Genomic DNA, 15,566 nt, shown 5'->3' on the forward strand with positions numbered 1-15,566 from the left:
TTAATAGCACGTAAAAACTATGTGTTTTTGCGTGTTATTTTATACTAAAGAATGAATAAATCCAATCGTTTGATTATTAAAGGCTTCTGGTTGTTCAACATTTACCACATGCCCACAATTATCAACTATATATAAGGAAGAAGTTATATGTTTGGCAACAATGCTTTTTATAGAAGGTAAAAACAAATGGTCTTCAGCTCCCATAATATAAAGCGTAGGAATTTTAATATCTTTTGCTCTAAAAAAACGTAATAATGGATTAATTTCTGATGTAAGCTTAAACCATCTTAAAAATTCTTTTTGATACAATTTTTTAGCTTCATTTACAAAAAGTAGTCTCGATTTTTTATGGTTTTTTCTTGGCATAATTATAAAAGCAAAAAACTTGTATAATAACATATAAGGTACAACAGATTTAAAAATAACACCTAACCTCATTAATACTTGAGAGCGAAAATTAAGTTTAATAATTGCACCACCCATAATCATACTTTGTACTAATTCTGGGCGTTTTTCAGCTAAATTTCTAATTAAAATTGTACCTAAAGAAATGCCAATAAAATGTGATTTTTTGATTTTTAGATGTTCAACTACTTCAACTATATCGTTAGTAATTGAGTCAAAAGTATATTTGGGGTTAAAAGTATCTTTTAACTTTGGCTTGCTGTTTCCATGACCTCGTAAATCTAAAATAAGGACGTTGAAATGTTTTTTAAAATCGCGAATTTGCTTGTACCATATAGAACTGCTGCCTCCTGCACCATGTACAAAGGTTACCCATTCTTTTGAAGTATTATTAGGATATTTATAGTAATTTAACAAGCTCTACAAAATATTAAAAACGCAAAAATACAGCTTTTATTTTGAGAATGATTTAAGTATATTTCAAAACTGTAAAAGCATACTATACATTAGTGACTGAAATTATTAAAAAATATGATTTTAAAGAAGGACTGCCTCAAGAGTTAGAAATTCTCGATTTCAGTTATTTTTATAGAAATTTTTATAATGATATGATAAAACCTCATAGAGCAGAATTTTATCATGTTTTATGGTTCCAAAAAGGAGGAACAACACATTGGATTGATTTTAAACTCATTGAGATAGAGAAAGATAATACATTACTTTTTGTTCCTAAAAATAGTGTACAGCGTTTTGATAAAAAGAAGTATGTTAAAGGTAAAGCTATTTTATTTACTGATGATTTTTTTTGTAAAACTCAACAAGACACTAAATACTTAAAAACAAATATTCTTTTTAATGATTTACAATCGATTTCTAAAGTAGAGATTGAAGAATCTAAATATACTTTTCTGCAGATTTTTAACCAGATCAAATCAGAATTATCTATATCTAAAGATAATATTCAAAATACTATTTTAAAAAACTACTTATATAATTTCTTATTACAAGCAGAAAGAGTAAAGAAAAGTTTAAATTTTAATGAGTTTGATAAAAATCAAAACCTAGAGTATACAATGCAATTTAAAGAGTTGTTAGAAGCTAATTTTATTACTCACAAAAAAGTTGATTTTTATTGTAGTCAATTGCATATTACTCCTAAAAAATTAAATGCTTCGACTTCTACAATATTAGGGAGAAGTCCTAAAAGAATCATTAATGATAGAATTATTTTAGAGGCAAAAAGATTACTTGTACACACTACTAATAATAGTAAGGAAATTTCATATTCACTAGGTTTTCAGGAACCTACAAATTTTATTAAGTTCTTTAAAAAAAACTTAAACACTACTCCATTAGCGTTTAGAGAAAAACATAATAAGGAGTAAAAGTATCATCTTTTTTCCGTTTATTACCTTTTTCATAACCATATATTCTTGCAGCTTTGCATCACGAATTAAATCATTATTAAATGAAAAGAATCATAATTTTAATTGTGTTTACAATCATTTTTTACAAAGCTGTAAAACTGTAAATAAAACAAGTAATAGAATAAATAAAATAGAGAAAATGGAAATTTCTAATAAACAGAAAGTAAAGGAATTACTAAAGAGCATTGAAACTGGAGAAAAAGAGCCAATAGCCTATATTAATACAGGTAAATACATACAGCATAATTTAGGAGTAGCTGATGGATTACCAGGTTTTGGAGAACGAGCTAATTTACCTACTAAAACGGATGTTTGTTCTTCTTTTTTAACATGATATTAAGAGTTGTATATAAAGGTAAGTTAAATACATACTGCATTAACACATATTTAAGAGATTTTTCTTTTTAGTTCTTTAATTTTGATATGTATTAAATTAAAAATGAAGAGATTATGAGGAATTGGATTTTAATTATGCTATTAACCCTAGCAAGTTTTACATCTTGTAAAAACCAAAAGAAAACATCAAATCAATTAGCAAGTAATTATGATAACACTTCTTATGTTGATTTCGAAATTGATGCCAAATATCTAATTACAGAAGTAGAAGTTGATGGCGTTAAAGTTGGCGATTCTTATAAATCTCACTCAAAAAGATTAGAAAAAATTGACAACAAAAACGGAAAAGAAATTTTTAAAAGGTTTAATTTACTTAATAAAGATGACGAAAAAATTGGTTTTGTTTATATAAATTCTTTTGATAAAAAATCAATTAATAAAATAGAAATAACATCGCCAAAATACAAAACTGACAAAGGCATAGGAGTTGGAAGTACTTTTGAAGAAGTGAAAGAAAACTACCCAAACAGTGAAACTCATGGTAGTGAAATTGAAGGTAGAACTACTTTAATGGCAGGCGATTATCACTTTTTATTAGAAGGTGTTTTTTTTAATTCTTACCAAATTGATGAATCTAAAATTAATCCATCAACAAAAATTAAAATGATAACTATTAGAAAATAATAACCTATTCTTTTATTTCTAATTTATAACCTACACCATGAATATTTATCAGCTTAATTGAGCTGTCTTCTTTAAGTTTCTTTCGTAATTTAGAAATATAAGTATCTAAACTTCTGCCTACAATTACACCATTATTTTCCCAAACTCTTTTGGTAAGCTCCTCTCTTTTTACAACTTTGTTTGCATTTGTAATAAAAATTTCTAGTAACTCACATTCTTTTTTAGATAATGCAATTTCTTTAGCTTTTTTTACCAGTTTATTCTGTTCTGGATAAAACATAAAACTTCCTAAAGTTTTATGTTTCTGTAAATTCTTATTTTCTAGATATTTTTTCTTTTTCTTTATAAAAGATTGCCAGTAAAAAAAAACTAAAATTAAAGGGATAAAAATATAATAGAGTGTCTTGTTTTTTAAAGCTCTACTATCTAAAAAATGAACTTGAATTAAATAACATTTTTTTGGTAAAAATCTTCCTGAGCAAGGTATTAATGTCTTTTCCTCATCAATATTTATTTCATAACTATATGCAACTTCGTTATCAAAGCACTGCAAAACTTCAACTCTATAATTTTTAGAAAGTGATGATTTGTTCACAGAAACTTTTAAAAAATTCACTAATTGGTCAGGTTCAAAACCAAGTTTGTTTTCAAAAGAAATTTCAAATTTATTTTCTAATATTCTTTTTACAGGAAGAATTAAAGAAGTAGAATCGCCTTCACTTAACAATAATTGATTACCTACTTCTCTTAAAGCTATTTTTACTCTTTCAGAAAAATCGTTTGTATCATTTTTTTGAGGATAAAAACTCCATAAAGTAAAAGCGAAAAACAATAATACAATTCCAAAAAAAACTTCTTTTTTATTCATATTGATACAAATAACTAACAATTTTATTAGATTTTACAACTGTTGACACTTCTTTTACATTTTTTTGACACTTTTTTCAAGTACTCAAAATAGTTTTATAGAAAATTCATTTAAAACTAAAAACATGAAAAAAATCGTCTTATGTATTATTACAGTTTTGCTAGCAAACATTACCATTTCATCACAAGAAAAATTAAATATTAATATTCAAAAAAGCACTATAAAATGGATTGGAGAACTCACTTTCTTTTTTGGTGGACATGATGGATATATCAATTTTAAAGAAGGATACTTAATAAAAACAGGACAGTCTATTACTGGTGGCGAATTTGTAATAGATATGAATTCTATGACAAATTCAGATATTAAGGAACAAGAAGGAAAAGACAACTTAATAGATCATTTAAAAGATCCCGATTTTTTTGATGTTTCTAAATATCCTTTAGCTAAATTAATCTTTACAAAGGTTGAGTATTCTAATTCTAATAATGCCAGAATTGAAGCAAATTTAACCTTAAAAGGAATTACTAAACCCATTAATTTTTATGCAGAATTTGACTATAAAAATAAAAAAATGAAAACTAGATTTAAAATTAATAGGAGAGAATGGAATGTAAATTATACAAGTAAATTTAAAGATGGTGCCATTTCTGATGGGATTGGTTTTGAAGTTTCTGTAAAAATTTAATTGATGAAAAAAGCAATAATCCTATTATTTTTATTTTGCTCAATTGTTTGTTTCGGATAAGAAACTGAACCTAAAAATTTAATAAAATTAGATAGCATTTAAGGGAAAGAAGTATTTACTTTCCCTATAAGATTTGCAAAAAAAATTAATTATAAAGGAATAGCAGAAGTTAGATTTCCTCCAAAAGGTTGAAGTAATCCAGAACATTCTTTTTTCTGGACATATACTTATGTATGGGAAATAGAAAGAAAAAAACCAATTGTAAATAAAAAAAGCGAGCATTTGCTCGCTTTTTAAACCTTAAAAACCTTAATTTATTCTACTATTAATGTGTATTCTGGTGTTTTATTTAAAGGACAGAAATAGGTATAAGTCCCTTTTTTTAGTGTAACTTCATTTGAAATTTGCTTTGTATTATTTTTTACCAAAGCTTTTACATAAGCTTCTTTAATATGGTTTTCTTGACCATTTTTACCTTTTGGTTGCAATACGAAACCCACGTTTTTACCAACATTATTATTTGAGATTTCAAAAATATAGGTTCCTTCAGATAAAGTAATTTGCTTTTGTGTAAACTCACCTTTTGTTTGTTCTAAAGAAACTGTTTTTACATTTTCTTTTTTCATCATTTTGTCTTGTGCATTTGTGTTAAATGCGAAACCTATTACTACTACTAAAATTGCGATTATTTTTTTCATGATTTCTGTCTTTAATTTTATTATTATTTAAATTGTTGTTAATACTAATGGTTGTGCTACTGGAAAATCTACAGGAACTTCTGTTGTTCTGTGAAAATAATTTGTGATGGTAATTTCACCAATTAATAAAATAGCGTCAGCTAAACTTCCTTTTGTATAGCCCACACTATAGAAATCTTCGATTACTTCTTCAGTTGCAGCACCTCTATTTATAGCTACACTTCTTGCAAATTTTGCTAAAGCATCTAACTTTTCATTAAAAGGAGCATTGCCAGTTCTTAATTCTAAAATTTGATCTTCAGAAAAACCATTCATTTTTCCTATTGCAGTGTGTGCAGACAAACAGTATATACACTCATTTACTTGACTTACTGCTAAATTTATGACCTCTTTTTCTTTTGCAGAAAAACTTGTCTTTGAGTTGCCAAAAGCTAAAAAGTTACCTAATGCAGTTTTACTATGTGCAAAAGAGGCATATAAGTTAGGTACAAAACCTAAACCTTTTTCTAGTTGATTAAAAATTGCTTGATTGTTTTCTGATACTTCGTTTTTTGTGGGTACATTAAATGTGCTCATAATTACTTTGTGTTGAATTTAGTTCAACATCTGTTTTTGTTATTATTAATTTTACTTATTTTCTATATTTGATTGCTTTCGCAAACTTCTTGTTCTTCTGTTTGGTATTCATACGTTTGAAATCCCCAGCAGTTTGGGCAATGTGTTTGTTCTATTGTTTTCATAATTTCTGATTGTTTTTTAATTCTGGTACAAAGATGCAACCAACATCAACCTTTAAAAATGGACAAAAGTTCCTTTGGTTTGGATTACATAAAAAAGTGCATAAAAAAACCTCAAAAACAATTAAGTAATTGAGGTTTTATATTGATTTTGTAATCTTTTAAAACTCTTTTTTAAATTGAAGAGGTGATTTTGAAATGCCTTTTGTAAAGAAGCGTGTAAAATATGCAGGATCATTAAAACCAAGTTCAAACGCGATTTCTTTTACAGTTTTATCTGTGTAAATTAATAAACGTTTGGCTTCTAATAAAATTCTATTTTTTATAAAATCTGATGGAGTTTTAGTACCCAGTTTTTGAAAATGTTTACTGATAGATTTTGGCGAAACTCCTAATCTGTTTGCATAATCTGTTACAGCATGCATTTTTCTAAAATTCTGCTCAACTAATGTGCTAAAATCTTTAAATAAACGTGTTTCTGTATTTTCTTTAATTATATGGTTTTCTTTTTGTACACGCACAGCAAAAATCATAAATTGTTTTAGATAAGATTGTAGCATATCATACTGTGCAGTTTCTTCTTGTTGAAACTCATCAATTAAACTTTCTAAAATAAAATTAAGTTTTTTAGTGTCTTTCTCACAAGGTTTTACAAACGGAGTTTCATAAATATTGTTGAATAAAATTCCATTACAAGCCACTTCCTTATCATGTGTTTGAATACAGTAGAAATCTCTTACAAAAGTAATTTTATAAGCAGTTTTTATTTCTTCAGAATCTACTGTAAAAACTTGTCCTGGCGATAAAAAAAATAAAATATTATCCTCAAAATTATATTGTTCAAAATCAATATTGTAGATTCCTTTTCCTTCCTTTATCCAATAAATAGAATAGGCATTTTGTTGTACAGAATGATCAATTTTACAAGCTTTTTTAAACTGAACTGTACTTACAGAAAAAATATCTTTATAAGTGTATTTTATAATATCTTGAACTGCCATTTTTTTGTTTTATTTTATGTTTGGTCGAGTTTATTTTTAAAATTATACAATCTCTAATTTCTATCAAAAAAAATAGCTTTAAAAATTAATCATTTCTTTTTTAGTATATTTATAACGAGTTACTTACCTAATTTATTGGTTAAACTGGTTAAATGAAAAACGAAGTTTCAATTGCGTCTATAATCTTTAAAAACTATTCTCTATCAAAAAAAGAGATTCAATTTGCGAATGATAAATTTGAAAGAATTGAATTAAAAAAGGGAGATATTCTTTTAAACCCGAACATATATGTAGATAATCAATTTTATGTTTTAAGTGGTTGTTTAAGATCTTATTTTATAAATAGTAAAGGAAAAGATAACACTACTCAATTTGCTATAAAAGATTGGTGGATTAGTGACTATACATCATTCTTTACTTCCGAAAAATCAGTAATGAGCATTGAGTGCTTGCAAGATGCTGTTATTTATAAACTCTCTAGAAATGATATGGAAATTTTATGTTCTACAATGATATCTGTAGAGAACTTTTTTAGAAGTAAATTAGAAAAAGCTTTCGCGCATTTTCAAAAAAGAATTATTAATTATTTATCGTTGTCAGCAAAGGAAAGGTATGTGAAATTTATAACTAACTATCCAGAAATAGAACAACGTATAAAGAATTACCATATTGCATCTTATTTAGGTATTACAAATGAAAGTTTGAGTAGAATTCGTAAATCAACTTCCTAAAAGACCAATTTATTATCATAGGTCAATTTTATTTGTAGTTAATAATGTTAAATTTGTTTTAACATTTTGATTAACTATTACTTATAATTAATCTTTGCTATAATTTATATATACCCCCAATTTTTTAAGCATATATAATGTGCATTAAAGCGTAAGCATAGGTTTACGCTTTTTTGTTATTTTAAAATTATATAACTTAATTTTTAGTATCCTTTATAAACTGATTAAAATTCAAAATACCAAAAACCAATAAAGCTGGTAACACCCAACCTAAACTATATTCTGCAAGTGGAATAATACTTTTAATACCAGTTAAACTTTCTCTGGGAATAACAAACCCTAAAAAATCTGGAATACTAAAAATAAAAGTTACCAAAACAACAGCTCTAAATACTAGTTTTGATGCAAATTTATCAGAAACAATATTTAGTAAAATTAATACAATAGTTATTGGGTACAAAAACATTAAAGAAGGTACAGCTAATGTAATGATAAAATCTACTTGATAACTCCCAACTATAATTCCGATTATAGAAGCTAATGCAGCAGTAACAATGTATGCTTTTTGTGAATTTTTACATACACCTTTAATATAATCTGCTGTACCAGTTACAATACCTACAGCTGTTGTAAAACAAGCTAAAGCAACCAAAACACTTAAAAAAGTAGTACCTAAATTCCCTAAAGTTTGTACACTTAATTCCGTTAAAACTTCTGTTCTAGATGCATCTTTTGCAAAAGTTGATGAAAATAAAGTACCACTTAAAATTAGACCTCCATAAATTAATAATAATCCTGTACCTGCAATTAAACCTGCTTTTCTAATTAGGTTTCTTCTTTCTTCGAAAGTAGTATGACTACTATAATTTAAAGAAATAATAATTACTGCACCTACAACTACACCTCCAATAGCATCAAAGGTTTGGTATCCTTCTAAAATACCATCTACAAATGGGGTAATAAAAGTTGTAGTGTTAATAGTCTCTGGAGCATTAAAAATAGCAATACCAATAATTATTAGTAAGATAAAAACGATAATTGGAGTTAAAAATTTACCAATTAAACCTATAACTCTAGATCTATTAATTACAAAAATGAACACCAAAACAAAATATATAATACTGGTTAAAAGTGTAGTAGTTTCAAAAAAAGGTTGCACTGTCATTTCATGAGTTACAGCAGCTGTTCTAGGTGATGGAATTGCGATAGCGATGATATAAATTAGAAAACAATAGATAGTACTAAATGTTGGAGATACTTTTTTACCAAAATCGTATAAAGTACCCTGCAATTTAGCATGTGCAAAAATTGCTAATATGGGTATAGTAACTGCAGTTAGTACAAAACCGAACACTACAATCCACCAATCTAAACCTGCTTTTGCACCTAAAGTTGGAGGTAAAATTAAGTTCCCTGCTCCAAAAAAGAGCGAGAATAGAGCAAAACCTCCTATCCAAATTTCTTTTGTTTTGTTCATCTTTTGGTAGATTTTTATTCTTGAAATATACATATTTTTGTGTGATGCTAAACTCAATCACTTTTAAAAATGCAAAAGTATCTTTTTCAGATGTTGGAAAAGGAGCTACAATTGTATTAGTTCATGGGTTTTTAGAAAACTCTACAATGTGGGATAAAATTACTCCTGAACTTTCTAAAAAAAATAGAATAATCACAATTGATTTATTAGGACATGGAAAATCAGATTGTTTAGGTTATGTGCATTCTATGGAATTATTTGCAGAAACAATAGAAGCTGTTTTAAAGTATTTAAAAATTAGAAAATGTATTTTGGTTGGGCATTCTTTAGGTGGTTATGTAGCTTTGGCTTTTGCTGAAAAAAATCCACTGAAAATAAAAGGATTGTGTTTGATGAATTCTACTTCTAATGCTGATGATGATGAACTAAAATATAGACGAGAAAGAGCTAATAAAATGGTTCAAAATAATTTTACAAATATGGTAAGAATGTCTTTTATCAATTTGTTTGGTAAGCAAAGTAGAACCTTTTTTAAAGAGGAAATACAATTTGCCTTAAATGAAGCTTTGCAAACTTCTTTACAAGGTTATATTGCTGCACAAGAAGGTATGAGAATTCGTCCAAATAGAAATCATATATTAGCAGACAACAATTTTAAAAAACTAATTATTGCTGGTAAAAAAGATCCTGTCTTAGGTTATAAAGACTTAATTAAAGAAGCTGAAAAAACAAGTTCAGAGATTACACTTTTTCATAATGGCCATATGAGCCATATAGAGAATAGGGAAGAACTTATATATACAATAAAAGGTTTTTTATAGATTATAAACTTTAAAACACGAACTTCGTTTAACTTTGGATATAAAACATTAAAACGTTGCATATCCAAAACATATTAGGGCACATTTGAAAAAAGTCCGTTCTTCTTAAAAAAAGTCCGTTCAATTTCGTTACTTTGTAGATCTCGACAAAACAACCGAATGAAAAAAAATAAATTAATAGCACCATTCCTAAAATGGGTTGGCGGAAAAAGACAATTAATGCCAGCTATTAATGAGTTATTGCCAAAAAAATATTCGACTTATTACGAGCCTTTTGTTGGCGGAGGAGCAGTATTATTTGAAATTCAGCCAAAGAAAGCAATTGTAAATGACTTCAATTCTGAACTTGTAAATACCTACAATGTTATAAAAAATCAACCAGAAGAATTAATTGAAGATTTAAAAACTCACGTTAACGAATCTGAATATTTTTACAGTATCAGAGCATTAGATCGTCGAGAAGGTTTTGACGAACTTTCAGATGTAAAAAAAGCTTCAAGAGTTATTTTCTTAAACAAAACTTGTTACAATGGTTTATACAGAGTTAATAATTCGGGAGAATTTAACTCGCCATTTGGAAAATATAAAAATCCAAATATTGTCAATGACGTAACAATTAGAGCAGTTAGTAAATATTTTAATGCAAACGACATTACGATTATTAATGGTGACTTTGAAAATGCAGTAAAAAATATTAGAAAAGGAGCATTTGTATATTTTGATCCACCTTATGACCCAGTTTCAAAAAGTTCAAACTTTACAGGTTACGTTCAGGGCGGTTTTAATATGTTCGACCAAGTTAGATTAAGAGATTTGTGTGATAAACTCGACAAACAAGGAGTTAAATTTTTAGTTTCAAATTCCGCAACTCAACTAATTTTAGATCTTTATTGTAAATACGACATAACATTTGTAAAAGCAAACAGAGCAATTAATTCAGACGCTTCAAAACGTGGAGAAGTTGACGAAGTACTTATTAGAAATTATGAGTGATACAAAAAACGACATTGCTTGGAATAAGCTATTTGCAAAATATAAAATCTCGGAAAATGTTTTAAAAAATGGTGCTTTCGAAATTAATTCTACACAAATTAATGAGTTTCGAGAAGCTCGTTTAATGACAAAATTTGATTTCCGATCACAACTACCAGAAATTTTTGCAGAAAATGAACTTTCAATATTACCAATTTCAAGAGGTAGCTATGTAATTTCAGACTTTGAGACTTTCAAAGATTTTGAGAGCAAAGATCCAACACCAATTAAAATTGACTTTCCAAATTATTTAGAAAGTATTAAACACGATAATATTACAAGCGAATCGACAGCTTTAAACTGTGCTTTTGTTACGGGAATTATAGAAGATTTTGTGCAAGATGAAGAAATAAAACCAACTGTCAGTGGTCGAATGAGTTCATCAAGTTTTGATTTTAATATCAAAACACTAAAATCTAATTTAAACATTGTTGTAAATAACAGTCAGATAGAAATAGATGGTGGTTATGAAGGAGTTAATTCATTAAGTTTAATTGAGGCAAAAAACTCAATTTCAAAAGACTTTTTGATTAGGCAAATGTATTATCCATACAAATTGTGGAATAACAAAATAGCCAAAGAAATAAAACCAATTTTTCTAACTTATTCTAATGGTATTTTCCACTTTCGAGAATACGTTTTTGAAGATCCAAATCATTATAATTCGCTAAAATTAAAAAGTGAGAAAAGATATGTAATTCGTGATGGAGCAATAAACTTGGAATTAATTCAAAAAATTGCAAACGAAACACCAATAACAGCGGAATTAGAAGTTCCTTTTCCACAAGCTGACTCGTTTGATAGAGTAATTAACCTTTGTGAATTGCTAAACGAAAATGGTTCTTTAACACGTGAATATTTAACTGTAAACTATGATTTTGACGTTAGACAAACTAATTATTATACAGACGCAGGAAGATATTTAGGACTGATCGATAAATCAAGAGAAAACGGAGAAGTAAATTACTTTTTAACGGATTTAGGCAAACGTATTTTTAGTTTAAACATTACAGACAGACAAATAGAGTTTTTTAAACTTATTCTATCTCATCGAGTTTTTAATCGAGTAATTAAATCATATTTTGAAAATTCTGAACAACCAAGCATAAACGCAATTGTCGAAATAATGAAAACATCTGACTTGTATAATATCAATTCTGACGTTACATTTCACAGAAGAGCATCTACAATTTCGAGTTGGATAAATTGGATTATCGACCAGATTGAGGAATAAAAACGTGCCCTAACAACATATATAAAAAATAGCGGTTTTAGTGCTTAACACAAAAATAGTCAATTAATTAAAAGTATGTTATAAACCGAAAAGTCCGTGCATAAAATCCGCTACTTTTCATATACAATACCGTTAAACGAAACTTCTAAATTACTTCTTTAAAGAATTCTAGCCTTGGGATTTTAATTCAATTTCTTGGTTGGCTTTTGTAATTATTTGTAACTCTTATATCCCTTAAAATAAATTAAGAATAGAAGAATTTATAAAATCTTGCTAAAGTAATTTTTAAGTATCTTCGATTTATGAATTACGAGTCTATAATTCCTTTTTTAGCGTTACTGATTGTAATTTTATTTTTACTTTTTTCTAGTTTTTTATTAACGGTTAAAAGAGAAAAAAAACTGCCAAATCAACTTTTAGCAGCTTTTTTGATTATTACTGCTATAGATATTAGTGTATTTTTTTACACTGAATTTATAACATTACCTTTAGGTTTTGACATGTTAAGAAATAGTGTTTCTGCATTTAAAAACCCACTATTATTTTTATATATTCTTTCTATAATTTATACGGATTTTAAACTAAAATGGAAACATTTAATCCATTTATTACCATGGATAATTACCATACTTATTTTAATGCCAAATTTCTTTTTTGTAGATGAAGAAGCAAAGAAATTATTTTATGAAAATTACAATTCGCATTTAGAAATTAAGTTTTTAGATTATCTTGGAGATGCACTATCCCTTGGGTATTTAATTGCAGAAATCTACTACATAAGAAGGTATAAAAAACTATTGCTAGAAAATTTTACAGAAAAAAGTGCTTTTAAAAATTATGTTTGGCTAAAACAATTAGCAATTTTATTATTTATTGGTCAAGCATTAACTTGGATTAAAAATTATGCTCGTTTGCATTTGAGTTTAGAAACTACCAATAGTTTAAGAACAATCGTCTTAATTTTTGGAATTGGTTTAATTTGTTGGATATTTTTAAAAGCGGTGAATTCACCAAAACTATTTAAAGGAATACGTGTTGATTTAAAAACATCAAAAGAAATAAAAAGATCAAAAGAAAATTTAGAACATAGTTCTCAATTAATAGTTTTAGAACAATTTATGAATGATGAAAAACCTTTCTTAAATCCAAGTTTAACCATTAGAAAATTAGCTTCAGCAATTGAAATGAATTCTAGAGACTTGTCTGTTTTAATAAATCAGCATTTAAATCAACATTTTTTTGATTTTGTAAATGAATATAGAATTGAAGAAGCAAAATCAATATTAAAGAATCCAAAGAAAAAGGCATTTACGATTCTCGAAATTTTATATGAAGTTGGTTTTAATTCTAAATCTTCTTTTAATACTGCTTTTAAAAAGCACACAGGTTTAACACCAACTCAATTTAGAAAAAAAGCTTAAAATGGATTTTAATATATATGTAATTATTGGCTTGTTATCCACTTTTGTAACTGTGCTTTTGGCTATATTTATATTAAGCGTTAGCTCAAAAAACAAAATAAGTAATATTCTTTTTGCTATTTTTTTAATATTAAATGCATTTGAATTTAGTGGTTTTTTTCTTCAAATTTTCTTTGAAAAACCAAATAATTTTTTAGTTGCTAAAGATCAATTTACACACTTAACGCTTCCTACATTTTTCTTATATATTTTATCTGTTTGCTATTCTGATTTTAGAATACAAAAAAAACATTTATGGCATACAATCCCTTTTTTTGCTGCCAATTTTGTGATGATTCCAAGATTTTATTTGAGTAGTACAGATGAAAAAATAGCACTTTACAAAAATTTTAATTCGCTTTATGAAATTATTTACATTCATATTTCATTGCATTTACAATCCATTATTTACATTGTTCTTGGATTTATTGTTTTGAAAAGAGCAAAAAAAATATTTTTGGAAAATTATTCTAATAATAATATTAAAACTTACAAATGGCTGTTTCAATTGTTGTTATTTATGAGTTTTCTATATGGTGTTGCCATTATTAAGAATAGTTTAAAGTTCTTTGGAAAGCAAAACAATTTTCAAATTGCACAAATCGGAATGAGTATTGCTGTTTTAAGTTTTGCATGTTGGTATGTTTTAAAGGCATTGAGAAATCCTAATTTATTTAGCGGCGTAAATTCTAATATAAAATTGATTACAGATTTAAATGTAGCTGCTAAAAACAATATCAATAGAGAAGAAATTGATGCTATTATTTTATTTATGAAAACAGAAAAGCCATATTTAAATCCATCATTAACTATTAGAAATTTAGCAGAAAAAATTAAAATGAATCCAAGAGATTTATCAGTTTTAATTAATCAACATTTAGAGAAACATTTTTTTGATTTTATAAACGAATTTAGAATAGAAGAAGCCAAAAAAATCCTAAAAAACCCAGAGAAAAAAGAATTTACAGTTCTTGAAATTTTATATGATGTTGGATTTAATTCAAAATCTTCTTTTAATACAGCTTTTAAAAAGCACACAGGTTTAACGCCAACTCAATATAGAAAAACAGCTTAAAAAGATATAAAAATGAAAATTTTTAGAAAAATTAGATTTCGTACAATTACTAAAAGTGGTTTTAGTAAATATGTATTATATGCTTTTGGAGAAATCTTATTAGTAGTAATTGGTATTTTAATTGCACTATATATTAATAATAAAAAAGATATTTCTGATCGTATAGAAATACAGAAGAATCATTTTAAAGTACTAAAAGAAGAATTACAAAATAATTTAGAGATTCTTGAAAAAGAACAAGAGACACTTGGAGAACTTATAGAAAATATTAGAGATTTAATAAATCTGTCTAACTCAAACACGTTAGAAAAAGAGTTTAATGAAACCTATTTATCTGAATTACTTTTCTTACCAATTACTAGAGCTATTGAAGTAAATTATGAAAATGCAGCTTTTGCTGAATTTACTTCTTCAAGTAGTTTAAAAAATGTAAAAAATGATAGTTTAAGAAGCTTATTACGTGCTTGGAATAGAAAATTAGAGACGTTTAAGTTTCAAGAAAATGTTGTGCATGAATCTTTAGATAAAGCTAACAATTTTATAGAAGTTAACGGTTCTTTAAAAACTATTTTTGATAATATAAACCTGTCTGAAAGTTATCTAGAAATTAAGAATTCCAAGACTGTTACAAGTAATAAAAATTTACTAAAATCTAGACAGTTTGAAAACATACTCATTCAATATCTTGGTGTAGCAACACAACTTCACAAAAAAGAATATCCATCTTTTAAAAGTGATATTACCAATTTAATATATTTGTTAGAAGTTGTTTTAAACAATTAAAATAACTTAAAATCAATCATTTAACGTAAAGTCGAACGTTTGTAAAACAAAGTCGAACTGATTTCTTTTTTAGAAAATGGTTCGACTTTGTGCTTTCGGTCGCACAAAA

At 26.6% G+C, this 15,566-nt stretch carries 17 protein-coding genes; 11 read left to right on the top strand and 6 right to left on the bottom strand.

The window, feature by feature from the left end; all coding sequences use genetic code 11:
• Positions 1–39: 39 nt before the first annotated feature.
• Positions 40–822, bottom strand: coding sequence for an alpha/beta fold hydrolase (locus BTO18_RS13515; RefSeq protein WP_105016730.1), 783 nt, complete (start codon positions 820–822; stop codon positions 40–42).
• A 92-nt stretch (positions 823–914) separates the two neighbouring features.
• Here BTO18_RS13515 and BTO18_RS13520 point away from each other — a divergent pair, with 92 nt between their 5' ends.
• The 3 genes from BTO18_RS13520 (at position 915) to BTO18_RS13530 (ending at position 2,852) form a co-directional block, all read left to right on the top strand.
• Complete coding sequence (locus BTO18_RS13520; protein ID WP_105016731.1) at positions 915–1,790, top strand: helix-turn-helix domain-containing protein; 876 nt, start codon at positions 915–917, stop codon at positions 1,788–1,790.
• A 181-nt stretch (positions 1,791–1,971) separates the two neighbouring features.
• Complete coding sequence (locus BTO18_RS13525; RefSeq protein ID WP_105016732.1) at positions 1,972–2,166, top strand: hypothetical protein; 195 nt, start codon at positions 1,972–1,974, stop codon at positions 2,164–2,166.
• Positions 2,167–2,282: 116 nt separating this feature from the next.
• Positions 2,283–2,852: a hypothetical protein gene (locus BTO18_RS13530; RefSeq protein WP_105016733.1), complete on the top strand. Its 570-nt coding sequence runs from the start codon at positions 2,283–2,285 to the stop codon at positions 2,850–2,852.
• Between the two features lie 4 nt (positions 2,853–2,856).
• Here BTO18_RS13530 and BTO18_RS13535 read toward each other — a convergent pair whose 3' ends face one another.
• Positions 2,857–3,720: a winged helix-turn-helix domain-containing protein gene (locus BTO18_RS13535; RefSeq protein ID WP_105016734.1), complete on the bottom strand. Its 864-nt coding sequence runs from the start codon at positions 3,718–3,720 to the stop codon at positions 2,857–2,859.
• 124 nt (positions 3,721–3,844) lie between these two features.
• On the opposite strand from BTO18_RS13535, the gene BTO18_RS13540 reads away from it, so the two are divergent.
• Positions 3,845–4,408 (top strand): YceI family protein, encoded by a 564-nt coding sequence (locus tag BTO18_RS13540; protein ID WP_146106938.1) that lies wholly within the window; start codon positions 3,845–3,847, stop codon positions 4,406–4,408.
• Between the two features lie 314 nt (positions 4,409–4,722).
• Here BTO18_RS13540 and BTO18_RS13545 read toward each other — a convergent pair whose 3' ends face one another.
• From BTO18_RS13545 to BTO18_RS13555, 3 genes are all read right to left on the bottom strand, one after another.
• Entirely contained in the window at positions 4,723–5,106 is a 384-nt protein-coding gene (locus BTO18_RS13545; protein WP_105016736.1) for a plastocyanin/azurin family copper-binding protein, read from the bottom strand.
• 27 nt (positions 5,107–5,133) lie between these two features.
• Positions 5,134–5,682: a carboxymuconolactone decarboxylase family protein gene (locus BTO18_RS13550; protein WP_105016737.1), complete on the bottom strand. Its 549-nt coding sequence runs from the start codon at positions 5,680–5,682 to the stop codon at positions 5,134–5,136.
• 322 nt (positions 5,683–6,004) lie between these two features.
• A complete protein-coding gene (locus tag BTO18_RS13555; protein WP_105016738.1) occupies positions 6,005–6,844 on the bottom strand; it encodes a helix-turn-helix domain-containing protein in 840 nt (279 codons plus the stop codon).
• Positions 6,845–6,996: 152 nt separating this feature from the next.
• Between BTO18_RS13555 and BTO18_RS13560 the strand changes: the two genes are divergently transcribed.
• The gene (locus BTO18_RS13560) at positions 6,997–7,575 is read left to right on the top strand and encodes a Crp/Fnr family transcriptional regulator (protein WP_105016739.1); all 579 of its coding nucleotides are present in this window, start codon (positions 6,997–6,999) and stop codon (positions 7,573–7,575) included.
• Positions 7,576–7,771: 196 nt separating this feature from the next.
• On the opposite strand, the gene brnQ is transcribed toward BTO18_RS13560, so the two are convergent.
• A complete protein-coding gene (gene brnQ / locus BTO18_RS13565) occupies positions 7,772–9,052 on the bottom strand; it encodes a branched-chain amino acid transport system II carrier protein (RefSeq protein WP_105017588.1) in 1,281 nt (426 codons plus the stop codon).
• 20 nt (positions 9,053–9,072) lie between these two features.
• Between brnQ and BTO18_RS13570 the strand changes: the two genes are divergently transcribed.
• The 6 genes from BTO18_RS13570 (at position 9,073) to BTO18_RS13595 (ending at position 15,457) form a co-directional block, all read left to right on the top strand.
• Positions 9,073–9,873, top strand: a complete 801-nt coding sequence (locus tag BTO18_RS13570) for an alpha/beta fold hydrolase (RefSeq protein ID WP_367889236.1) — start codon at positions 9,073–9,075, stop codon at positions 9,871–9,873.
• 159 nt (positions 9,874–10,032) lie between these two features.
• Positions 10,033–10,866, top strand: coding sequence for a DNA adenine methylase (locus tag BTO18_RS13575; RefSeq protein ID WP_105016741.1), 834 nt, complete (start codon positions 10,033–10,035; stop codon positions 10,864–10,866).
• Entirely contained in the window at positions 10,835–12,139 is a 1,305-nt protein-coding gene (locus BTO18_RS13580) for a type II restriction enzyme (RefSeq protein ID WP_211295607.1), read from the top strand. Before BTO18_RS13575 ends, BTO18_RS13580 begins: the two co-directional genes overlap by 32 nt.
• Before the next feature lie 302 nt (positions 12,140–12,441).
• Positions 12,442–13,560 (top strand): helix-turn-helix domain-containing protein, encoded by a 1,119-nt coding sequence (locus BTO18_RS13585; RefSeq protein ID WP_105016743.1) that lies wholly within the window; start codon positions 12,442–12,444, stop codon positions 13,558–13,560.
• 1 nt (position 13,561) lies between these two features.
• Positions 13,562–14,674, top strand: a complete 1,113-nt coding sequence (locus BTO18_RS13590) for a helix-turn-helix domain-containing protein (RefSeq protein WP_105016744.1) — start codon at positions 13,562–13,564, stop codon at positions 14,672–14,674.
• Positions 14,675–14,686: 12 nt separating this feature from the next.
• Entirely contained in the window at positions 14,687–15,457 is a 771-nt protein-coding gene (locus BTO18_RS13595; protein WP_105016745.1) for a hypothetical protein, read from the top strand.
• Positions 15,458–15,566: the final 109 nt, after the last annotated feature.

Origin of the sequence: Polaribacter porphyrae (genome assembly GCF_002954685.1) — a bacterium.
In the GTDB taxonomy this organism is placed as follows: domain Bacteria; phylum Bacteroidota; class Bacteroidia; order Flavobacteriales; family Flavobacteriaceae; genus Polaribacter; species Polaribacter porphyrae.

Excerpts from the sequence above, each read along its gene's own strand:
- brnQ (WP_105017588.1), bottom strand. The coding sequence starts at position 9,052 with ATGAACAAAACAAAAGAAATTTGGATAGGAGGTTTTGCTCTATTCTCG.
- BTO18_RS13595 (WP_105016745.1), top strand. The coding sequence starts at position 14,687 with ATGAAAATTTTTAGAAAAATTAGATTTCGTACAATTACTAAAAGTGGT.
- BTO18_RS13530 (WP_105016733.1), top strand. The coding sequence starts at position 2,283 with ATGAGGAATTGGATTTTAATTATGCTATTAACCCTAGCAAGTTTTACA.
- BTO18_RS13545 (WP_105016736.1), bottom strand. The coding sequence starts at position 5,106 with ATGAAAAAAATAATCGCAATTTTAGTAGTAGTAATAGGTTTCGCATTT.
- BTO18_RS13585 (WP_105016743.1), top strand. The coding sequence starts at position 12,442 with ATGAATTACGAGTCTATAATTCCTTTTTTAGCGTTACTGATTGTAATT.
- BTO18_RS13550 (WP_105016737.1), bottom strand. The coding sequence starts at position 5,682 with ATGAGCACATTTAATGTACCCACAAAAAACGAAGTATCAGAAAACAAT.
- BTO18_RS13575 (WP_105016741.1), top strand. The coding sequence starts at position 10,033 with ATGAAAAAAAATAAATTAATAGCACCATTCCTAAAATGGGTTGGCGGA.
- BTO18_RS13560 (WP_105016739.1), top strand. The coding sequence starts at position 6,997 with ATGAAAAACGAAGTTTCAATTGCGTCTATAATCTTTAAAAACTATTCT.
- BTO18_RS13590 (WP_105016744.1), top strand. The coding sequence starts at position 13,562 with ATGGATTTTAATATATATGTAATTATTGGCTTGTTATCCACTTTTGTA.
- BTO18_RS13540 (WP_146106938.1), top strand. The coding sequence starts at position 3,845 with ATGAAAAAAATCGTCTTATGTATTATTACAGTTTTGCTAGCAAACATT.
- BTO18_RS13525 (WP_105016732.1), top strand. The coding sequence starts at position 1,972 with ATGGAAATTTCTAATAAACAGAAAGTAAAGGAATTACTAAAGAGCATT.
- BTO18_RS13555 (WP_105016738.1), bottom strand. The coding sequence starts at position 6,844 with ATGGCAGTTCAAGATATTATAAAATACACTTATAAAGATATTTTTTCT.
- BTO18_RS13535 (WP_105016734.1), bottom strand. The coding sequence starts at position 3,720 with ATGAATAAAAAAGAAGTTTTTTTTGGAATTGTATTATTGTTTTTCGCT.